The sequence below is a fragment of the Nitratireductor basaltis genome, assembly GCF_000733725.1.
Lineage (GTDB): Bacteria > Pseudomonadota > Alphaproteobacteria > Rhizobiales > Rhizobiaceae > Chelativorans > Chelativorans basaltis.
The window spans coordinates 350970-369819 of record NZ_JMQM01000001.1 but is presented as its reverse complement, the minus strand read 5'-3'; the positions used below and the strand labels follow the sequence as shown (position 1 = coordinate 369819).

Genomic DNA, 18850 nt, shown 5'->3' with positions numbered 1-18850 from the left:
TTCGGGAGTTTTGTGTAGAAACTGCGCTTGATGTCTGCAGCAACAGGTCGATCTCCGCACCCGGGAACCGGGTACGCGACCATGACGCAATTGCCTGCCTTGATGGAGCCAAAAGCTCCTCAGCGCGGCCGATCAGAGGCGAGCGGAACCGCGAGATCAGTCGCAGGGATAGAGAGCACGCCTGACGTCATCAACGCCGTAGGGTTTCGCCAGCCATCCGATTTCCCCTCCGTCAACCTTGCCTTCCAGAGCCTCATTGCTTGCAAAACCCGAAGCGACGATGATCCTGATGGACGGCCACTTCTCCTGAACTTCAGAGACAAGCGTTTCGCCAGAGACATCCGGAAGACCGAGATCGGTAATCATGACATCGATCCTCGTGTTCTCGAGAACCTGCAGTGCTTCCTTTGCCGTTTCGGCTTCGAACACGGTCAGCCCGATTTCCGAAAGCATCTCGACCCCCGTCATCCGGATCAGAGGCTCGTCTTCGACGAGGAGCACGCTCAGGGGGACACTGCCCTCTGCCGTCCCGCTTTCCGAAAACTGCATCTCCTCCCTTCCACCTGGCGCATCGAGAAGAGTGCGCAATCGATGGACCAGCTCCTCATGGGTGTAGGGCTTGCTCAGAAGTTCCACCGCCTCATCCAGACGGCCGCCATGGATGATGCCATCTTCCGCATAGCCAGAGGTGAAGAGCACCTTCAGTCCCGGAACAAGTTCCTTTGCACGCTGCGCCAGGTCGCGACTGCTGAGGGTCCCCGGCATCACGACATCCGTGAAAAGCAGATCCAACGGGGCTCCGCTTTCGACAACCTTCAAACCTCTATCCGCGTCGGCGGCTTCCAGCACGTTGTAACCAAGCTCGCACAGCATTTCCGTCACGGTCTTGCGCACATCTTCGTCGTCTTCGACAACGAGAATGGTCTCGCTTCCGCCACGCACCGACTCTGCAGCCTTAGCAAGGCTGGCTTCTTCCTCCTGCTGATGCGTACGGGGGAAATAGATCTTGAACGTCGTACCCTGTCCGACCTCGCTACTGACGCTGATATGCCCGTTCGACTGTTTCGTCAGTCCATAGACCATGCTCAGCCCGAGACCGGATCCCTTTCCAGGTGGCTTGGTGGTGAAGAAGGGATCGAACACCTGGTCGAGAATGTCGGAAGGGATACCGCATCCCGTATCGGTGATGCTGAGCTGCACATATTCACCGGCCTCGACATCGGGATGTCGGCTGGCGTAACGGGCGTCCAGTTGCGTGTTGCTGATTTCGATCGACAGGGAACCCTGTCCATCCATCGCATCGCGGGCATTGATCGCAAGATTGAGGATGGCGTTTTCGACCTGTGCCTCGTCGATCAATGAATTCCACAAGCCTTCAGGTGCGTGAATTGCGACTTTCACGCCCTCACCCACGGCCCGCCGTAGCAGATCGTCCATTCCACGCAGCAACCGCCCCAGATTGACCGCTTTGGGTGCCAGGGGCTGTCGGCGGCCGAAAGCGAGCAGATGCGAAGCCAGTTTGCCGCCTCGGTTGACACCTGCCAGGGCATTCTGGAGACGCTCCTCGGCGCGGGGATTGCCCGCAAGTTCGCGCATCAACAGCTGAATATTTCCGCCGATCACCTGCAGCAGGTTGTTGAAATCGTGTGCGATGCCACCGGTCAGTTGGCCGATCGCTTCCATCTTCTGTGCCTGTCGAAGTTGCTCTTCGACAACCGCGCGTTCAGCGACTTCTTCCTCGACACGCTTCTTGAGTGCTTCATTGAAGCTCGCCATGGCCTCCCGGGCGCGCAATTCAGCCGTGATTTCCCGCACTTCGATGACGGTGCCGACGGGCAAACCGTCTTCATTGCGGATGGGACTCGCTGTGAAGGCAACAGGAAAGAAAGTTCCGTCCTTGTGGATGAACATTTCCTCGCCCTGAACCTGATTGTCTTCGGGGAAAGCACGATCGATCGCACATTCCGCAAGCGGAAATGGTCGTCCATCGGGATAGGTGTGGTGGATCACATCATGCAGCGGACGACCACGCGTCTCTTCGAAGCTGTAGCCCGTCAAGGTCTCGGCTGCAGGATTCATGTAGATGCATTCCTGCCGATCATCCATCAGGAACACGGCCATGGTGGTGTTGTTCAGGATCGTGTCCAGGCGTTGGGTGGCCTGTTTGTAGCCCGATAGAGCAATATCCCTGTCGGTCGTGTCCTCGATTGCCGCAAAGAATACGGGGCGGGTCTCATCTTCAAGAAGCTGGAGCGAGACGGAAACATTGTACTCGCTGCCATCCTTGCGCCGATGGATCGTCTGGAACTGCTGCACCTCGATCGAGCGATTGCGCAACGGCTCGATGAGCTGGTCGAATTCGTCGGCCGACAGCGCGGGCTTGATGTCCAGCGGGGTTAGCTCTCGCAACTCCTCCATGGAATAGCCGATATTCTCGCGCGCGCCCCTGTTGACGAGAATGAACTTGAGCGTTTCGACGTCGAAAACATAGGTCTCACTGGCCGCATCCTCCACGATCCGGCCCAGCCTTTCATTGATCGAGGAGGTGGCGATACGTTGCAGTTCCGCAGCCACACGGCCTGCAAACAGATCAAGGGTGTGGCGAGGCTGAAGTTCGGGATCGATCGGCTTGTCATTGAGGACTGCAAGCAAGCCGAAGGTTTCTCCCTCCGCACCACGCAGCGGAACCCCCAGATAGGTCTCGACCCCCATTTCACCGAGAAGCGGATCCTCTGGAAAATAGGCCGAGACATTCGCGGGATAAAAACAGGCCTCGTCTCTCAGCACATTGGCGCAGGGCGTGCCACGAAGCTCATACTCGTAGTATTCCTGTGGATGGCCGTCGGTCCATCCCGCAAGCACACGTGCCCTGCCTGGTTCTTCCGGGTGAAGATCACACAGAAGAACCCAGCGCACTTCCAATGCCTCGGCCAATGCCTCGACCACCGCGTCAAGGAAGGGGCGCCCGACCAGCCGCGCGCAATCGATGAGCTTTTGGTGCCCGGCCTCCAGGCGTTTGCGGGCAGTGATGTCGCGTGCAATCTTCGAAGCCCCGATGACATTCCCGCTCTGATCCTTGATCGGCGAAACAGTCAGAGAAATATCGAGCTCCCGCCCATCCTTCGTGAGGCGGCGCGTTTCGAAATGCGATACGTTTTCCCCCTTACTTATGCGGGAGAGGATTTCGTCCTCCTCTGCATGTCGCTCGACGGGGATAAGCCGTGTGATAGAGGTACCGACCATCACCTTCGCTTCGTAGCCGAAAAGCTTCGTCGCGCCACGATTCCAACTCGTGATGGTACCATCCAGAGACAGGCTGATGATCGCATCTTCGCAATGTTCTACGATCGCTGCGAAATCGATAGAACTGTCGATCGACAATGTCTCAGACATCAATTTGTCTCCGGGCACCAGGACCACCGCTCAGTCCTGAATCCATCTATCTGCCATAGTCGAACCGTTTGCAAACGCATTGATTTGCCGAATGGGGCAGGCCCGAAATCCTGCCTTGCAGCCGGAAATCCAATGCACGGTGCTCGTGCATCAAACTGCCGTTTCAGCGCCCTCGAGAGGCAAATGCTGAACGCTTGTCTTCAAGTGACAGTTCCAGCCCATTCCGGAACGATGAATTCCCGGCAGCCCACAGGTGGAGGGGAGACTGACACCTCCGCCCCTATCAGTCCTGGCCGAAGGTTTCCAGGGACGCCTTGAGTTCCGGGTGGTCCTTCGCCATCTCCTGAAGCGACAGCTCGCGGCTCGCCGCCTCCCAGGCCTGTCGCATGGCACGGACACCCGCAGCCGCTCCCATCGGATGGCCGTGAATGCCGCCGCCGCCAAGATACATGAGATCGAGCGTCCGACCGGTGCGTTCGAAGGTATCGACGGCCTGTCCACCCCATTGTCCGGAACAGACAACCGGCAAGGGCCTGTCCGCGTTTGAGAAGATAGGAGTCATGCAGTCGTGGAACGAGCGCACGAAGCTCTCGTCAGGCTCCCAGTATTTCGCACGGATTCCGTTGATCTGGAACTGATCCACGCCGAGCAGGCGCCAGATCTTCTGGTAAGGACGAAATTCCATCCCTAGTCCCGGATGCCGGGTGAGCGCATCCCAGCCGTTGCGGTGTGCGTGAAGGCACAGTGCCGAGCGCTTGCGCAGAAAACTCATCCCGCCATAGCCGATCGAGTTGATGTTGATGACGGCGGCATTGCCCCCGGCTTCGACCACCATATCGTGATTGCGCATCAGCCGCTCCGGATCGGCAGACGATATGCCGAAGGCATACATGACCTTCTTTCCCGTTCGCTGCTCGTGATCGAGGATCACCGGCATGACGGCGGATATGCGTTTGTCCAGGGATGAGTATCCGGGGCTCATCAGCTTTTCATCATCCTTGATGAAGTCGACGCCCGCATCACACAACACGCGCACCGCAGCCGCCGTTTCCTCCGGGAGAAGCCCCAGCGACGGCTTGATGATTGAGGCGATGATGGGCCCCTCCTCCACCCCGGTGAGCCGACGGGATCCCTCGATACCGAATTGGGGGCCAGGGTGGGTCGCGAATGCCGACGGCAACGCCATGTCCATGACCCGCACACCGCTGAGGCCTCGAACGGCGAACACGCCGCCAATCGTGATCGTCTGCAGGGCTGCGAAATCGGTCCCCACCGCCTCAAGCGGGTAGCTGATCACGACATCTGCCCGATTGAACGGCCCTGCTTCACCCGGTTGCGGGATGGACGGCACGGCCAATGGCTCAAGATGCGTTACCGAGACCACGCGGGCCGCACATCTCGCGCGCACCTCTTCCGTTTCACCGGGCAGCGCGGTGAACGTCCCCGTTGACTGGTCAGAGGCGATCTTGGTGGCCAGCGCCTCCACCTCGCCTGCAGTTTCAAGGCGGTAGGTGACTTGGATTTCGTCGTCTCTCATGGGATTTCCTGCCGTGACTACGATACTCATTATACCTGTTGACAAGGTGACGTAAATCCTCCAGCTTTTGAAAAGGATCGGCACCAGTGAAAGTGCAGTTTGCGCACGAGCCGATCGGGAGGAGGAAACCGATGAAACAAACTCGCCGTACATTCATTTCGACGGTTGCCCTGGCGGCAACACTTTTTGCAGCACCTGCATTCGCGCAGGATTCAAAGCTGATCGCCATCATCACGCCAAGCCATGACAACCCGTTCTTCAAGGCAGAGGCGGTAGGCGCGGAAGCGCGTGCAAAGGAACTTGGTTACGAGACGCTGGTACTCGTGCATGACGACGATCCGAACAAGCAGTCGGAAATGTTCGATACCGCGATCGCCCGCGGCGCAGCCGCAATCATCTTGGACAATGCGGGTGCAGATGCCACCGTTGCGCCCGTAAGGCGCGCGAAGGAAGCCGGCATCCCCTCCTTCCTCATCGATCGCGAGATCAAGGAAAGCGGAATTGCAATCAGCCAGATCGTGTCGAACAACTACCAGGGCGCCCAGCTTGGTGCCGAGGAGTTCGTCCGGCTCATGGGCGAAGAAGGCAATTATGTCGAGTTGCTTGGACGCGAAGCAGACACCAATGCAGGTATCCGTTCTTCCGGTTACCATGACGTCATCGATCAGTATCCCGACATGAACATGGTTGCTCAGCAGTCGGCAAACTGGTCCCAGACCGAGGCCTATGAGAAGATGGAGACGATCCTCCAGGCCAATCCCGACATCAAGGGCGTCATCTCTGGCAATGACACCATGGCTATGGGCGCGTGGGCAGCACTGGAAGCCGCCGGGCGCACCGACGTGATCGTCGTCGGCTTCGACGGCTCCAACGATGTGCGTGACTCTATCCTCGCCGGCGGCATCAAGGCGACTGTCCTTCAGCCGGCCTATCGTCAGGCACAGCTGGCGGTGGAACAGGCGGACCAGTACCTCAAGACGGGTTCCACCGGCCAGCCCGAAAAGCAGCTCATGGACTGCATTCTCATCAACACGGACAATGCGGAACAGCTGGAAACCTTCGCGCTCGAAGGCTGATATCTTCCAGGATTGACTGCTGCCCGGCATATGGCCTCAGGCCATTTGCCGGGCCAAATACAGAGGCGCGTGATGAATAGGATCTCGATCCGTTCCACACTGGCGGCGCTCGCGCTCGTGGTGATGCTCCCGGGCTGCGAACTCGTCTTCGAGGACGAGGAAAAAGCAGCTGAGGCGGCAAAAGCACCCCAAACCGACGCAGAGCGGATGGAAGTTCTGGCGGAGGAGATGTGGGAGCCGAAAGTGCTACCGCTCATCAAGGAGAAGAGCGTGCCGCTGGCGGATCTGCGCGCCGCACTCGAGAATGGTCTTGACGCTGCGGGTGATCAATATGGCCTGCGGCCCGAGGGTGAAGCAAACCCCTGGAATTTCGTTGTCAGTGGCACCGGAAAAATTGTCGAGGCGAATACGGAAAGCCGTGCCGCCAAGATGCAGCTGGACACCGACGAGGACGGCGAGGCAGACGTTACCGTTCAGCTCGGGCCCGTCATCCGGGGCACCGCAATACGCGACGCGATGCCATTCATCGTGTTCACTGATTTCCGCGACCAGATCGAATTCGCGAAGCTTGCAAACGGGCTGAACACTGCTGCGCACAAGCGCATCTCCTTGCCGGAAAGTGACCTTGTCGGGATGGATGTGTCCTTCGAGGGTGTCTTCACCATGCGCAACGGCAGTGACCGTCCCGAGATCGTTCCGACGACCCTGAGTTTCGGAACCGCGCAATGACCGAGCATCCAATCGGCCTGTCCATCAGGCAAGGCGTGAAAGTCTATCCCGGCACGACCGCGCTCAAATATGTTGATTTCGACCTGCGGATGGGCGCCGTAAACGTGCTTGTGGGCGAAAACGGTGCCGGCAAGTCGACCATGATGAAGGTGATTGCCGGGGTAGAGCAACTCACCCTCGGGCGCATCTTCATGGGTGAAGAGGAAGTGCGGTTTCACTCCACCGACGAGGCGGCCCGACACGGCATTGGCATCGTCTTCCAGGAACTGAACCTGTTCCCGAACATGACGGTTGCAGAAAACATTTTCATCGCGCGCGAGAAGACGCGCGCCGGCATCGACATCGATGCCTCCGCTCAAAAGCGCGAGGCGCGCAAGCTCATGGAGCGGCTGGAGCACGATATCGACCCTGACACGCTGGTCGGTGACCTTCAGGTAGGCCAACAGCAGATCGTCGAGATCGCCAAGAGTCTGGCCCAGGATGCACGCATTCTCATCCTCGACGAGCCCACATCCGCCCTGTCGGCAGCAGAAGTCGAAATCCTGTTCAAGGTCATCGCCGATCTGAAGAGGAATGGCGTCGGCATCGTCTATATCTCGCATCGCCTCGAAGAGCTGATCCGGATCGGAGACTACATCACCGTCCTCAGGGACGGCGTTATCACCGGCACGCGCTCCATGGATGGCGTGGATATCGACTGGATCGTGCGCAACATGATCGGTGACAGTTCCAAGGAATTCGCCAAGGCGGAAGAGCACCCGCTGGGCGAGGAAGTGCTGCGCACCGAAAATGTTTCGCTCCCTCGAGCCAGCGGCGGCATGGCTGTGGAGGATGTATCCTTTTCCCTGCGCCAGGGCGAAATCCTTGGCATCTACGGGCTCATGGGCGCAGGACGCACCGAGCTCCTGGAATGCATCATGGGCCGGCACCCGCATTGCGAGGGCCGGTTCTTCGTCGAAGGAACAGAACTCAGCGGTTCCAGCATCGCCGGGCGCATCAAACGTGGCATTGCCCTGATCCCCGAGGACCGGAAGCGAGACGGGCTCGTGCAGATCCTGTCGACGCGGGAAAACATGACGCTGTCGAGCCTGGGAAAATTTACCCGGGGGCTGCACATGTCGCTGAAAAAGGAGACACAGATCGTTGCCGACTATGTCAAGCGCATGACGGTGAAGATCGCCTCGGTTGATCATGAGGTTTCTTCCCTTTCAGGCGGCAATCAGCAGAAGGTCGTGATCTCCAAGGCGTTGATGACCGGCCCCAAGGTGCTGCTGATGGATGAACCCTCTCGCGGCATCGACATCGGCGCGAAAGCAGAGGTTTTCCGCGTGATGCGGAAGCTGGCTGCCGACGGACTGGGCATTGTTTTCGTCACCTCGGATCTCGAAGAGGTCCTGGCCCTGTCCGACCGAATAATCGTGATGTCGAACGGGCGGATTACCGGTGAATTCGACGGCAGGACCGCAAGTGAAACGGCATTGGTGAAGGCTTCGTCGCTCGGGCACGAGCCTGCAGAGCATTTCAAGGAACATGCGTGATGAGTGAACAGACCCTGGCACAGCCGCGGGAGCGCGACAACACCGAATTTCTTCTGCTGCTTCTCAAGGCGCGTACCTTCATCGCGCTGATCCTTGTCTTTACGTTTTTCGCCTTCGCAGCGCCGAACTTCTTGTCGACGGCAAATATGGTGATTATGTCCAAGCATGTGGCGCTGAACGCGTTCCTGGCCATCGGCATGACCTTTGTCATCGTGTCAGGCGGAATTGACCTCTCGGTCGGCTCCACGGTGGGGCTGTGCGGCATGGTGGCAGGCTGGCTCATCTTGCATGGCGTGGATTTCGGGCTGGGCTGGTCCATCCAGTTCAACACGCTGGAAATCTGCCTGCTCGTGGTTCTCGTGGGCATCCTCATCGGTGCCATCAACGGCTTCCTGATCACAAAGCTTAATGTCGCACCCTTCATAGCCACGCTGGGAACGCTTTACGTGGCCCGCGGCGCGGCAATGCTTTCCTCCGACGGCCGCACCTTCCCGAACCTGAACGGAAACCCCGAATATGGATCGGAAACATTCCGGTGGATCGGCGCCGGCAATGTTCTGGGTATTCCCGTATCCATCTGGATGCTGATCGTGCTGGGCCTCGTCGCAGCCTACATCGCCACCCGCACGCCGCTCGGGCGCTATATCTACGCGGTGGGAGGCAACGAGCGCGCGGCAAGCCTTTCGGGCGTGCCCGTGACCAAGGTTAAGTTCTTCGTCTACATGTTCTCCGGCTTGTGTGCAGCGCTCGTCGGCATCATCATCGCATCGCAGCTTGTCGCTGCGCATCCCGCGACCGGCGAGACTTTCGAGCTGAACGCCATCGCGGCCGCCGTCCTCGGTGGAACATCCATGTCGGGTGGACGTGGACGCATCGCCGGTACGATCGTTGGCGCATTCGTCATCGGTGTGCTTTCCGACGGCCTGGTCATGATGGGTGTTTCGGCCTTCTGGCAAACGGTCATCAAGGGCCTCGTGATCATTGCGGCAGTCGTCGTCGACCAGGCGCAACAGCGCGTCCAGTCGGCCGTGGCGCTGCGCGCGCAGGCAAATGCAAGCAAGTAAGCAAGCAACGGAGTTTTGCATGAAGGGGGCATTGATAGGCTGCGGGTTCTTTGCCCAGAACCAGATGCATGCGTGGCGGGACCTGGAGGGCGTCGAAATCGTGGCCCTTTGTGATCGCGACGTGAAACGCCTGAGTGAAACGGCAGAGGCATTCGGCGTGGGGCGTACATATACCGATGCCGAGGAAATGCTCGCTTCGGAAGACCTCGACTTCGTCGATATCGCGACCACGGTCCAGAGCCACCGTCCATTGGTCGAAGCAGCCGCCAGGGCTGGCGTGCACGTTATCTGCCAGAAGCCGTTTGCCGAAACCATGGAAGACGCCCGTGCAATGGTTGCTGCCGTCCACGGCGCAGGACGTGTGCTCATGGTACACGAGAACTTCCGGTGGCAGTCAGCGGTTCGCAGCGCCATTCAAGCGGTACGCAATGGCGCCATAGGCACACCCTTCTTTGGGCGCATTTCCTTCCGCTCCGGCTATGACGTCTATTCGGGTCAGCCCTATCTGGCTGAAGGTGAGCGCTTCATCATCGAGGATCTCGGCATTCACATCCTCGACATCGCGCGGGCCCTTTTCGGCGACGCCACACGCATCACCGCGACAACAACGCGGATCAACCAGGCGATCCGTGGTGAGGATGTAGCAACAATGTTGCTGGAGCATGAGCAGGGCGTCACCAGCGTCGTGGATTGCTCCTATGCCACCCGCCGCACCCGCGAGACCTTTCCCGAAACCATTCTGGAAATCGACGGCGAGAAGGGCACGCTGCGTCTCGACGCGGGTTACAGCATGACCATCGAGCGTGACGGGAGCCATGTGGAAGACGTTTCGCCACCATTATTGCCTTGGGCCGAAAAGCCTTGGCACAACATCCAGGAGAGTGTGCTTCTCATACAGAAGCATTTTCTGGAATGCGTGACCCGGGGCGAAGAGCCGGAGACTTCAGGGCAGGACAACTTGCGCACTCTCGCACTGGTGGAAGCGGCCTATCGCTCCGCCAAAGAGCACCGCACCGTGGAACTCAGCGAGATCTGAAGGAACGGTCCAGGCTGAAAGCCTGGGCCGTTTTTCAACGTGGCCCGCCGCCATCACGCACCCAGGAGAAAAAGTCTTCGGTGCCCATCTGTCCCCCCTTCAAGGCTATTTGCAGGCCGTCATGGGCGCCATCACCGTAGGCCTTGTTCAACGCAGCCCCCGGAATCGTCGGTGCGAGCGCGACCAGCGCACCGAGCTTCAGCGCCTTCAATGCATGGCCTGACGTATCTCCGCCACTGATTATCGCCCGGCGTATCCGCGTATGGGTCAGGATAGCATCCAGAATGCGTCCGAGGCTCGTACCCACAATTTCATTGGCTTCGTCTGTGTCGAACCCTCTGTCTGCGACGGCATTCCTGAAGCGCTCGACGGCGGGGTCATCCGGGCCGGCCGCCGAATAGACAAGCGGGCTTTGTCCCGCTTCGGCCGCGCTTACCGCTTCACTGACAAGGCGCTGCTCCTCGGCCTCACGTTCCGCCTGCGATCCAAGCAGGCGCCCCGCATCCATGGCAAGCAGATAAAAGCCGTCCTTTTCCGCCCGACCCAATTGCGCTGCAGTCATGGGCGAGACCGAACCGGAAACCGCTGCCACACGGTCGACCTTGCCAGCGCCGGTAGGTTCAGGTGCTTCGTCGAGCAGGCCCAGACGCTTCCAGTGCCGTACCAGCGCGTATTCGACACCCTGGCTTCCCAACACCAGCCCTGCCCGCTCTCGGTTTTCCCAGATAAGCCGCCCGGCCGCTTCCTCGCTCTTCGCATCCATGCTGTCGATGGAAACGATGCGGCAGCCCTTGTCCACCAGCTCTTCAAGACGCTGCTGCGCATCACCGCCCAGCGCCTCGAGGTCGATAAGCCCTGATTGCAGTTTTGTTTGCAGCGACAAATGCCGCAGCAGATCCGAATCCGCGATTGGCGTGACCGGATGCCGGGACATGACCGGGTGCCGGTCGATGCGCCAGACACCGTCATACGTACTGGCAAACAGATGGCCAAATGCCTGGTACCGGCGCATTTGCGGCGCAGCTGTCACCATCGGGACGACCTGTGACGGTATTGTGGACAATGCGATCTCCGCAGCTTTGCCAATCGAGCCGATAGCTGGCGAAGAATCGAAGGTCGAACAGATCTTGTAGTGCAAGAGCGGCGCGCCGAGACGGTCGAGGAATTCGAAGAGCCCCGGCAGCTCCGCCTCCATCCATTGCGGCGTATGGCTGCGTGCAGTTGTGGCAAGACCGATGCCTCTGCAGTGGGAAAAGCGCTCCAGCAATTCCGCGGATGGCATTTGAGTGAACAGAACCGCTGGTACCCCGGAAAAGGCAAGTGCCTCCATTACCGCGGCCGAACCGGTGAAATCATCTCCCAGCCAAGTGATCCACGGCGCCTGAGAAAATTCAGCCTCCGCAAAACTTCGTGACATGATATCTCCTTGTCATTATGATTATCTCATTATACCAGTTGACGAGAGATGGCTACCTCAACAAGCTGGCCGAACTGCAATGGCGAAGAGATCGATGGCGATGGCGGAGAAGCTGTGGATTGGCACGAGCTGGAAAATGAACAAGTCCGGCGAGGAAGCGCGCCGCTACGCGCAACGACTGGCCGGCACACAGGGCGCAAAGCATGTGCAGCGCTTCATCATTCCGCCCTTCCCCTATATCCGTGAAGTCGCCGAGCTGCTGGAGGGAACAGACATTCTCGTCGGCGCCCAGAACATGCACTGGGAGCCATCCGGTGCCTGGACGGGTGAAGTCTCCGCGCCCATGCTGGCCGACTGCGGTGCCAGGATTGTGGAACTTGGCCATTCGGAACGACGCACGCACTTCAACGAGACTGACGATGCCGTTGGTCGCAAGGTCAAGGCCGCGATTGACCACGGCCTGATACCGCTGATCTGCATCGGGGAAACCGCTGCACAAAAGCTGCAGGGCGAAGCCGACCACGTGCTGAAGACACAGGTAGAAGCCGCACTCTCATTTCTGGAAGACGAAGACTTCAAAAACCCCCTGCTATTCGCCTACGAGCCGGTATGGGCCATCGGCGACGGCGGCACCCCAGCCCCGCCGGATTACGTCCGGGCGCGCCATGCCAGGATCCGAAAGGTTGCAGTCGAGCTCAGCGGGCAGCCCGTTCCCTGCCTTTATGGCGGCAGCGTCAACGCCGCCAATTGCACCGAACTTGTCACATGTCCGGATGTCGATGGCCTCTTCATTGGCCGGGCCGCCTGGAGTGTGGAGGGCTATCTCGACATCCTTTCCCGTTGTGCCATTGCCGAAAAAAGGAAGACTACAGCATGAAGCTTATCATCGCAGGAGATAGTGCCGGAGCGCCCCTTGCCCGTGCCCTTTACGACTACCTGAAGGACCGGGACGGACTGGCAGTCACCGAAGCCAGCGATGCCCCAGGTGGCGGCACCGAATATTATGCCGAGCTTGCCGACCGGGTATGCCAGGGCATTCTGGAGGGAAACTACGACCGCGCCATTCTTTGCTGCGGCACGGGGATAGGTGTCTGTCTCTCGGCCAACAAGGTTCCAGGCATCCGCGCCGCACAAACCCATGACACCTATTCGGCAGAACGTGCGGCATTGTCGAACAATGCACAGATCATCACCATGGGCTCGCGGGTGGTGGGGCTGGAGCTCGCCAAGTCCATTGCTGATCATTGGCTTGCCCAGGAATTCGATCCACAGGGACGCTCCGCGGCCAATGTCCAAGCCATTGATGCGCTCGACGCAAAGTATCATCAGCACCGGTAGTTCGCAGCCCCCCGGCAACAGCCATCTGCCGTAGCCGACGGTGGCAATCAGTCCGCGTCGGGGCTGGTACTTCTGTCGCCCGCTAGCCCCGGACGTCCGCTCCAGGCGTTCGCGCATCCGCGTCCCGGAAGATGCATGTCTCGACGCGCTTGCGCTACGCCCGCTCACACTCGGAATGCCTCTGCGGTTCAGACCCGATTCAATGAAATTCAAGTGCCCTCGTTCATCGCCCTCCCTGCACATGAAGGGCCATGTTCTGCCCCCAGCACATTATGTCATGAGCTGTGACGCAGCCTCCCCTCTCCTTGACACCACCGGGCGATTAGTATCTCATCATACCAGTATATATGTTGACAGCTTTGGAGGCTCTTCACAATGAAACTGGCTTTGTTCGGTGCGGGCGGGAAAATGGGCGTGCGCCTTTCGAAGAACCTCGTGAATACCGATTTCGATGTGGCCCATGTGGAGGTATCGGATGCGGGACAGGCACGTCTGAAGGACGCTGTGGGAGTCGATTGTGTAAGCGCTGACGAGGCTCTGGCCAATGCAAGGGTGATTGTCCTTGCTGTACCGGACACCGCCATCAGGGCCGTATCGAGCCAGATCATCGACCGCGTGGAGAGCGGGGCAATGGTCGTCTGCCTCGACGCGGCAGGCCCCTTCGCCGGACATCTGCCGGATCGCAAGGACGTCACCTACTTCGTGACCCACCCCTGCCATCCTCCCATCTTCAATGATGAGGAGACCTATGAAGGTCGGCACGATTATTTCGGTGGTGTGGCGGCCAAGCAGGCCATCGTCAACGCGCTCATGCAGGGTCCGGAAGAGGACTATGCGCTGGGCGAAAAGGTTGGCAAGGCGATCTACGCCCCGGTCTTCCGCTCGCATCGCGTGACCGTCGAACAGATGGCAATGCTCGAACCGGGCCTGTCGGAAACCGTCTGCGCCTCGCTGCTCGACGTGATGCGCGAGGCCATGGACGAGGTCGTCAGACGGGGTGTACCTGCGGAAGCAGCCCGCGACTTCCTGCTTGGTCACATGAACATCCTTGGTGCGGTCATCTTCAAGGAAGTCGACGGCGTATTCTCGGACGCCTGCAACAAGGCAATCGAGTACGGCAAGCCGGCACTCATGCGCGACGACTGGAAGCGCGTCTTTGAGGCCGAGGAGATTGCAGCCAGCATACAGCGTATCACCTGAGGCGCGGAGACGGAGTTTCCAGAGGAGATGCATGCATATCTTCGAACCGCAGACTGGCAACGCTCCGGGACCGGCAGCATGAGCGAACCTTCATTCACGGACGCGGAGCTGACGCGCCTTTTCGGGACCACCGCTCCCCGTCCGATATCAGTGCGCTATGAAATCGGGCGTTTAGCCTTCGATCTGGTCGAGGGTGGCATCTCGCAGATATCATTCGATGGGGTCGAGGTCGTGCGCGGCATCACCTTCCCTGTCCGTGACCGGGACTGGGGGACGATCGCGGCCGCTCTGGGGCCGGTTGAGGAGCGAAGGGATAATGGTCGGCTGGAGCTGAGCTGGAGCGCCCGCTTCACCAACGGCGATGCTCACCTTGATGCCGTTCTCAAGATCGAAGCTTCAGACAGCGGATTGCGCTTTCTCTCGAAAGCGAAGGCACGGGGAGACTTTGAAACCAATCGTGCCGGTTTCACCATTCTGCACCCCGTCTCCGCTTCCGGCTGTCCAGTTCGGGTGGAGCACTCGGACGGCAGCAGCGAGGACACTTCGCTGCCGAACGAAATCGAGCCGTGGCAGCCTTTCATGGACATCGTCGCGATCACGCACCGGCAATCAGGTGTCGAGACCCGCTGCGAAATGGCAGGCGACGTGTTCGAGATGGAGGATCAGCGCCAATGGTCGGACGCATCCTTCAAGACCTACAATCGCCCGCTCGCCTTGCCGTGGCCTTACCTGATCCGTTCTGAAGAAACACTGTCCCAATCCATTGCCGTTTCCTTCTCCGGTCGCTCGAATGTCGCAGCGACGGGAAAGCGGCCCGTACTGAAAGTGGCCAAGGAGGCCGAGGGGCGCATACCGCAACTGGCCCTGGTGCTGACATCGGATGAAGCGCGCGAGGCGCTGGACAGGCCCGAGCACATTTCAGCAGTTCGCCCGCAACGATTGACAGCACATATCGATGCGGTCGCCGGAGAGCTCAACCTGCAACCATTCGCAGAACTTGCAAAACTGCTGAATGCGGATGTGGATATCGAATACGCTGTAGCTTGCGAAGGCTCACTCGCCGCCGAGTTCCAGGCTTTGGCCGCCGAAGTGAAACGGGTGGGGCTTTTCCCTGCCTCTCTGTTCGTATGCCCCTCGGTAGACCGCCAGTCGACGCCCCCAGGCAGCACCTGGCCGGACTGCCCACCTCTTGAAGAGATCTACAGGGAAGCGCGCGACGCATTCCCCGGGATAGTCCTGGGCGGAGGTATGCTTTCATACTTCACCGAGCTCAATCGAAAGCGCCCGCCCCTGCGACATCTGGATTATGTTGCGCATGGGACGAATCCGATCGTGCACGCAGCCGACGACAGGAGTGTCATGCAAACCCTGTCGGCTCTGCCATGGATATTCCGCTCCACGCGCGCGATTATCGGCCGAAAGGCCTACAGGCTTGGCCTGTCGTCGATTCCGATGCGGCAGAACCCATATGGTTCGCGCACAATGAACAACCCTAGCGGTGAACGCATTTGCATGGCAAACGAGGACCCGCGCCATAGTGCTCAGTTCGCCGCAGCCTATACCTTGGGCTATCTCGCGGCCACACTTCCCTTCGGGATCAAAGTCTGGACCCCGTCCGCCGGTGCGGGCCTGCGCGGCATTGCCCAGCGGGACTCCCTAACGCCCCTAGGGTCCCTGCTTTGCCAATTGTCGAGGTTGGCCGGGCGACCGGCGAGAACCGTCCATACCAGCAATGCGGATGAAGTAGCGTCCCTGGCGGTTGGCGACATGCTGTTGATCGCCAATCTCACGGAGCGGAACCTGCAGGTGGATGTGGCATCCGGCACAAGCCTGACGCTCGCGCCCTATGCCGTTGAACAGATCCCGTTCTCGGGTTGAGCAAGCTTCGCTTGAGGCGACAGCCGGAGGATCACGCTCGACGGTGATGACGGTAATAGGCATCGGACCGATCGAGATGCACCGTCATGATCTCGGCGCAGAGATCGGCATCGCCCTTGGCCAATGCGTCGATGATCCGCTCGTGCTCGTCCAAAGTCACATCTTCGCGACCTGACCAGTGCAGAAGCGAAGTGTGGTAATGGAAAAGCCATTTCAGCATTGCGCTTGCCACCGCCGTAATCATCGGATTACCCGAGATCGAGGCAATTTTCGTGTGAAACGCGATATCGCCGCGGATGAAGTCGGGCGCGTTCCCGAGCTTGCTTCGCTGCTCTTTCAGGAGCTGTCGCAGTTCTTCGATGTCAGCTTCGGTACGCTTCACCGCTGCGGCCTTTATGATACCGACCTCGAACAGCTTTCGCGCTTCCTTGAGATGTTCGAGGTTTTCCGGCTCTGCGGTCAGCAGCAGTTGCGCGACGGCGTCTACCTGCTGGAAAGCCATTGTTGGCGTAAGTTCGTTCACCCGGCTGCGCTCACCATGGGAAACCGTGATCAGCCCCATGATATGCATGGTCTGAAGCGCCTCGCGCACGGCAGGACGCCCGACACCGAAGCGCGCCATCAGATCGCGTTCGGAAGGCACCGTATCTCCAGGCCGCAACTCCCCGGTCAGGATCATTGCCCGCAGGCGGTCAAACACTTCGTCTGACAGTTTCCTGCGCACAATTCGATCAGAGTTGGTTGCTTCCTGAATAGCCATGGATGCGGAGCTTTCCTGCGGTAAATGATTTGCAGTGTACCGCGTCGGGAGTTGACTTCTCAAGTGGTATAACCAGTTGACAGGCAGAAGTGACTGCCAATCACCAGTTCATTTTCGCACTTGCTTTTGGGGTGCACTCGCCCGATATCACCCTCCGCACCAGCAAGGCCTACGCCTCGAATGCTGCTGCATGCGACGCTCGATCATCGCCCGTCAAGCCTCAACGCCGGGATCTTGCGCAGTCGCTCGCTGGCGAAGTCGATAAAGGCGCGCAGCTTCGCCGGACTTTTGCGACCTTGCGGATAAACGATCTGAACCGGAGCCGGGGAAGGCTCATGGTCTTCAAGCGCCAATACAAGACGGCCCGCCTCGACGTCATCGGCAACCTGATAGGACAATGCGCGGCAAATCCCCCACCCTTTTCGCGCGATCTCGATGGAAGCGGCCACGCTGTTGACGACGAGCCGGGGCTCCACCCGCACCACCATGCGCTGGTCATGGCCGAACCGCCATTCACGCCGCGTGGCGCCTGTCAGGATCAGACGATGGCTCCTGCCGAGGTCCGCTGGTTGCAGGGGCTGTCCAAAGCGCGAAAAATATTCCGGTGAGCCGCACAGAACGCGGCGCACAGCCCCGACACGCAACGCCGTGAGACCCGAGGAGGGCAAATCTCCTATCCGCACCGCTGCATCATATCCTTCCTCGACCAGATTGACATTTCGGTCCACCAGCAGCAACTGGGCGCTGACCTCCGGGAAGGCTTCGAGAAACTCGGCAACGAGTGGCGCAATGTAGATGCGCCCCAGCTCCTGCGGGCAGGTGATACGAAGCTGCCCCGCCGGCTTTTCCGCAGCACCCGTCACAGCGCTCTCGGCAGCCTGCAGCTGAGCCAGCACATCGCGCACTTCCTCAAGAAAGTCTCTGCCAACCTCCGTCAGCCGCACACGGCGTGTCGTACGCGTGAACAGGCGGGCCTTCAGACTTTCCTCAAGTTCATTGATAGCGCGCGTGGCGGAAGATCCGCTGAGGCCAAGCGTCCTTGCGCCCGCGGTGAAACTCTCCGCCTGCGCCACCATGACAAATACCTTCAGTGCCTGCAGCCGATCCATACGGGTCTCATTGTTTCATTTTCTGCAATGATGAAGTTCACATATATGGGATTAATTCCAAAATCGGCAGCTACTACTTTTCACATTCATCCGGCAAATGCCGAATTCGAGAATGTGAAAGGTAGGATCATGTCGAGACGAGACGCACACCATGGTGACGCCGTGAAGCTCTATCGGAACCCGAAATCGGGGCACTGCCATCGCGTGGAGCTGATGCTGGCACTGTTAAACGTCCCCTATCAGACCGTCGACCTGGACATGGCAAATGGCGCCCACAAGGCACCGGATTACGTGAAGATCAGTCCGTTCGGTCAGGTACCCGCGATCGAGGATAACGGGATATCGCTCAGCGATTCCAATGCTATCCTTGTCTACCTGGCTGACCGCTATGGCGATCTGAACAACTGGGCCGGACGTGATCCATTGGAACGCGCGGAAGTACAACGGTGGCTGTCTGTGGCTGCCGGTGAAATCTTTCAAGGCCCCTGCTCGGCTCGCCTGGCCACGCTTTTCGGCGTTCCGCTCGACCACCAAGGCGCAGTTGAGAAAGCACATGCGCTGTTCGCAGTAATGGAAGCGCGTCTGGAGGGACGTGAATGGCTTGCACTGGAACGGGCCACGCTGGCGGATATTGCGGCCTACAGCTATATCGCCCATGCACCGGAAGGCGGTGTCTCTCTGGAGCCCTACCCTTCCATCCGCTCCTGGCTGCAGAATATCGAGGCGTTGCCTGGATTTGTCGCGATGGCGCGCTCGCCTGCCCTCGCCTGACGCC

15 protein-coding genes are annotated in these 18850 nt (G+C 59.4%); 10 read left to right on the top strand and 5 right to left on the bottom strand.

The genetic code is table 11. The features are described 5' to 3' along the window. Window positions 1-156 precede the first annotated feature (156 nt). Entirely contained in the window at window positions 157-3393 is a 3237-nt protein-coding gene (locus EL18_RS01710) for a PAS domain S-box protein (protein ID WP_081871057.1), read from the bottom strand. A 283-nt stretch (window positions 3394-3676) separates the two neighbouring features. Beyond that, the gene (gene oiaX, locus EL18_RS01705) at window positions 3677-4930 is read right to left on the bottom strand and encodes a 3-oxo-isoapionate-4-phosphate decarboxylase OiaX (protein WP_036479128.1); all 1254 of its coding nucleotides are present in this window, start codon (window positions 4928-4930) and stop codon (window positions 3677-3679) included. Between the two features lie 131 nt (window positions 4931-5061). On the opposite strand from oiaX, the gene EL18_RS01700 reads away from it, so the two are divergent. From EL18_RS01700 to EL18_RS01680, 5 genes are all read left to right on the top strand, one after another. After that, the gene (locus tag EL18_RS01700) at window positions 5062-6006 is read left to right on the top strand and encodes a D-ribose ABC transporter substrate-binding protein (RefSeq protein WP_036479127.1); all 945 of its coding nucleotides are present in this window, start codon (window positions 5062-5064) and stop codon (window positions 6004-6006) included. Between the two features lie 72 nt (window positions 6007-6078). After that, entirely contained in the window at window positions 6079-6735 is a 657-nt protein-coding gene (locus tag EL18_RS01695; protein WP_200875482.1) for a DUF2291 family protein, read from the top strand. Beyond that, window positions 6732-8273, top strand: a complete 1542-nt coding sequence (locus EL18_RS01690) for a sugar ABC transporter ATP-binding protein (RefSeq protein ID WP_036479125.1) — start codon at window positions 6732-6734, stop codon at window positions 8271-8273. Before EL18_RS01695 ends, EL18_RS01690 begins: the two co-directional genes overlap by 4 nt. Continuing rightward, window positions 8273-9337 carry an ABC transporter permease gene (locus tag EL18_RS01685; RefSeq protein WP_036479123.1) on the top strand — a complete coding sequence of 355 codons (1065 nt, stop codon included), beginning with the start codon at window positions 8273-8275 and terminating at the stop codon, window positions 9335-9337. Before EL18_RS01690 ends, EL18_RS01685 begins: the two co-directional genes overlap by 1 nt. Window positions 9338-9356: 19 nt before the next feature. Next, window positions 9357-10373, top strand: coding sequence for a Gfo/Idh/MocA family protein (locus EL18_RS01680; RefSeq protein WP_036479121.1), 1017 nt, complete (start codon window positions 9357-9359; stop codon window positions 10371-10373). A gap of 34 nt (window positions 10374-10407) precedes the next feature. Here EL18_RS01680 and EL18_RS01675 read toward each other — a convergent pair whose 3' ends face one another. After that, window positions 10408-11790 carry a four-carbon acid sugar kinase family protein gene (locus EL18_RS01675; protein WP_051913657.1) on the bottom strand — a complete coding sequence of 461 codons (1383 nt, stop codon included), beginning with the start codon at window positions 11788-11790 and terminating at the stop codon, window positions 10408-10410. Between the two features lie 79 nt (window positions 11791-11869). Between EL18_RS01675 and EL18_RS01670 the strand changes: the two genes are divergently transcribed. The 4 genes from EL18_RS01670 to EL18_RS01655 all read left to right on the top strand — a co-directional run bounded on the left by EL18_RS01670 (window position 11870) and on the right by EL18_RS01655 (window position 16206). Next, entirely contained in the window at window positions 11870-12667 is a 798-nt protein-coding gene (locus tag EL18_RS01670; RefSeq protein ID WP_244444496.1) for a triose-phosphate isomerase, read from the top strand. After that, entirely contained in the window at window positions 12664-13128 is a 465-nt protein-coding gene (gene derI, locus EL18_RS01665; protein ID WP_036479117.1) for a D-erythrulose-4-phosphate isomerase, read from the top strand. The genes EL18_RS01670 and derI overlap by 4 nt, the downstream gene beginning before the upstream one ends. Window positions 13129-13503: 375 nt before the next feature. Further along, window positions 13504-14328: a phosphogluconate dehydrogenase C-terminal domain-containing protein gene (locus tag EL18_RS01660; protein ID WP_036479114.1), complete on the top strand. Its 825-nt coding sequence runs from the start codon at window positions 13504-13506 to the stop codon at window positions 14326-14328. A gap of 78 nt (window positions 14329-14406) precedes the next feature. Next, the gene (locus EL18_RS01655) at window positions 14407-16206 is read left to right on the top strand and encodes a D-apionate lactonase family protein (protein ID WP_036483676.1); all 1800 of its coding nucleotides are present in this window, start codon (window positions 14407-14409) and stop codon (window positions 16204-16206) included. A gap of 31 nt (window positions 16207-16237) precedes the next feature. On the opposite strand, the gene nanR is transcribed toward EL18_RS01655, so the two are convergent. Together nanR and EL18_RS01645 are read right to left on the bottom strand one after the other, a co-directional pair. Further along, window positions 16238-16966 (bottom strand): transcriptional regulator NanR, encoded by a 729-nt coding sequence (gene nanR / locus EL18_RS01650; protein WP_036479112.1) that lies wholly within the window; start codon window positions 16964-16966, stop codon window positions 16238-16240. A gap of 203 nt (window positions 16967-17169) precedes the next feature. Continuing rightward, window positions 17170-18075, bottom strand: a complete 906-nt coding sequence (locus EL18_RS01645) for a LysR substrate-binding domain-containing protein (RefSeq protein WP_036479110.1) — start codon at window positions 18073-18075, stop codon at window positions 17170-17172. A 129-nt stretch (window positions 18076-18204) separates the two neighbouring features. Here EL18_RS01645 and EL18_RS01640 point away from each other — a divergent pair, with 129 nt between their 5' ends. After that, a complete protein-coding gene (locus EL18_RS01640) occupies window positions 18205-18846 on the top strand; it encodes a glutathione S-transferase family protein (RefSeq protein WP_036479108.1) in 642 nt (213 codons plus the stop codon). Window positions 18847-18850 lie beyond the last annotated feature (4 nt).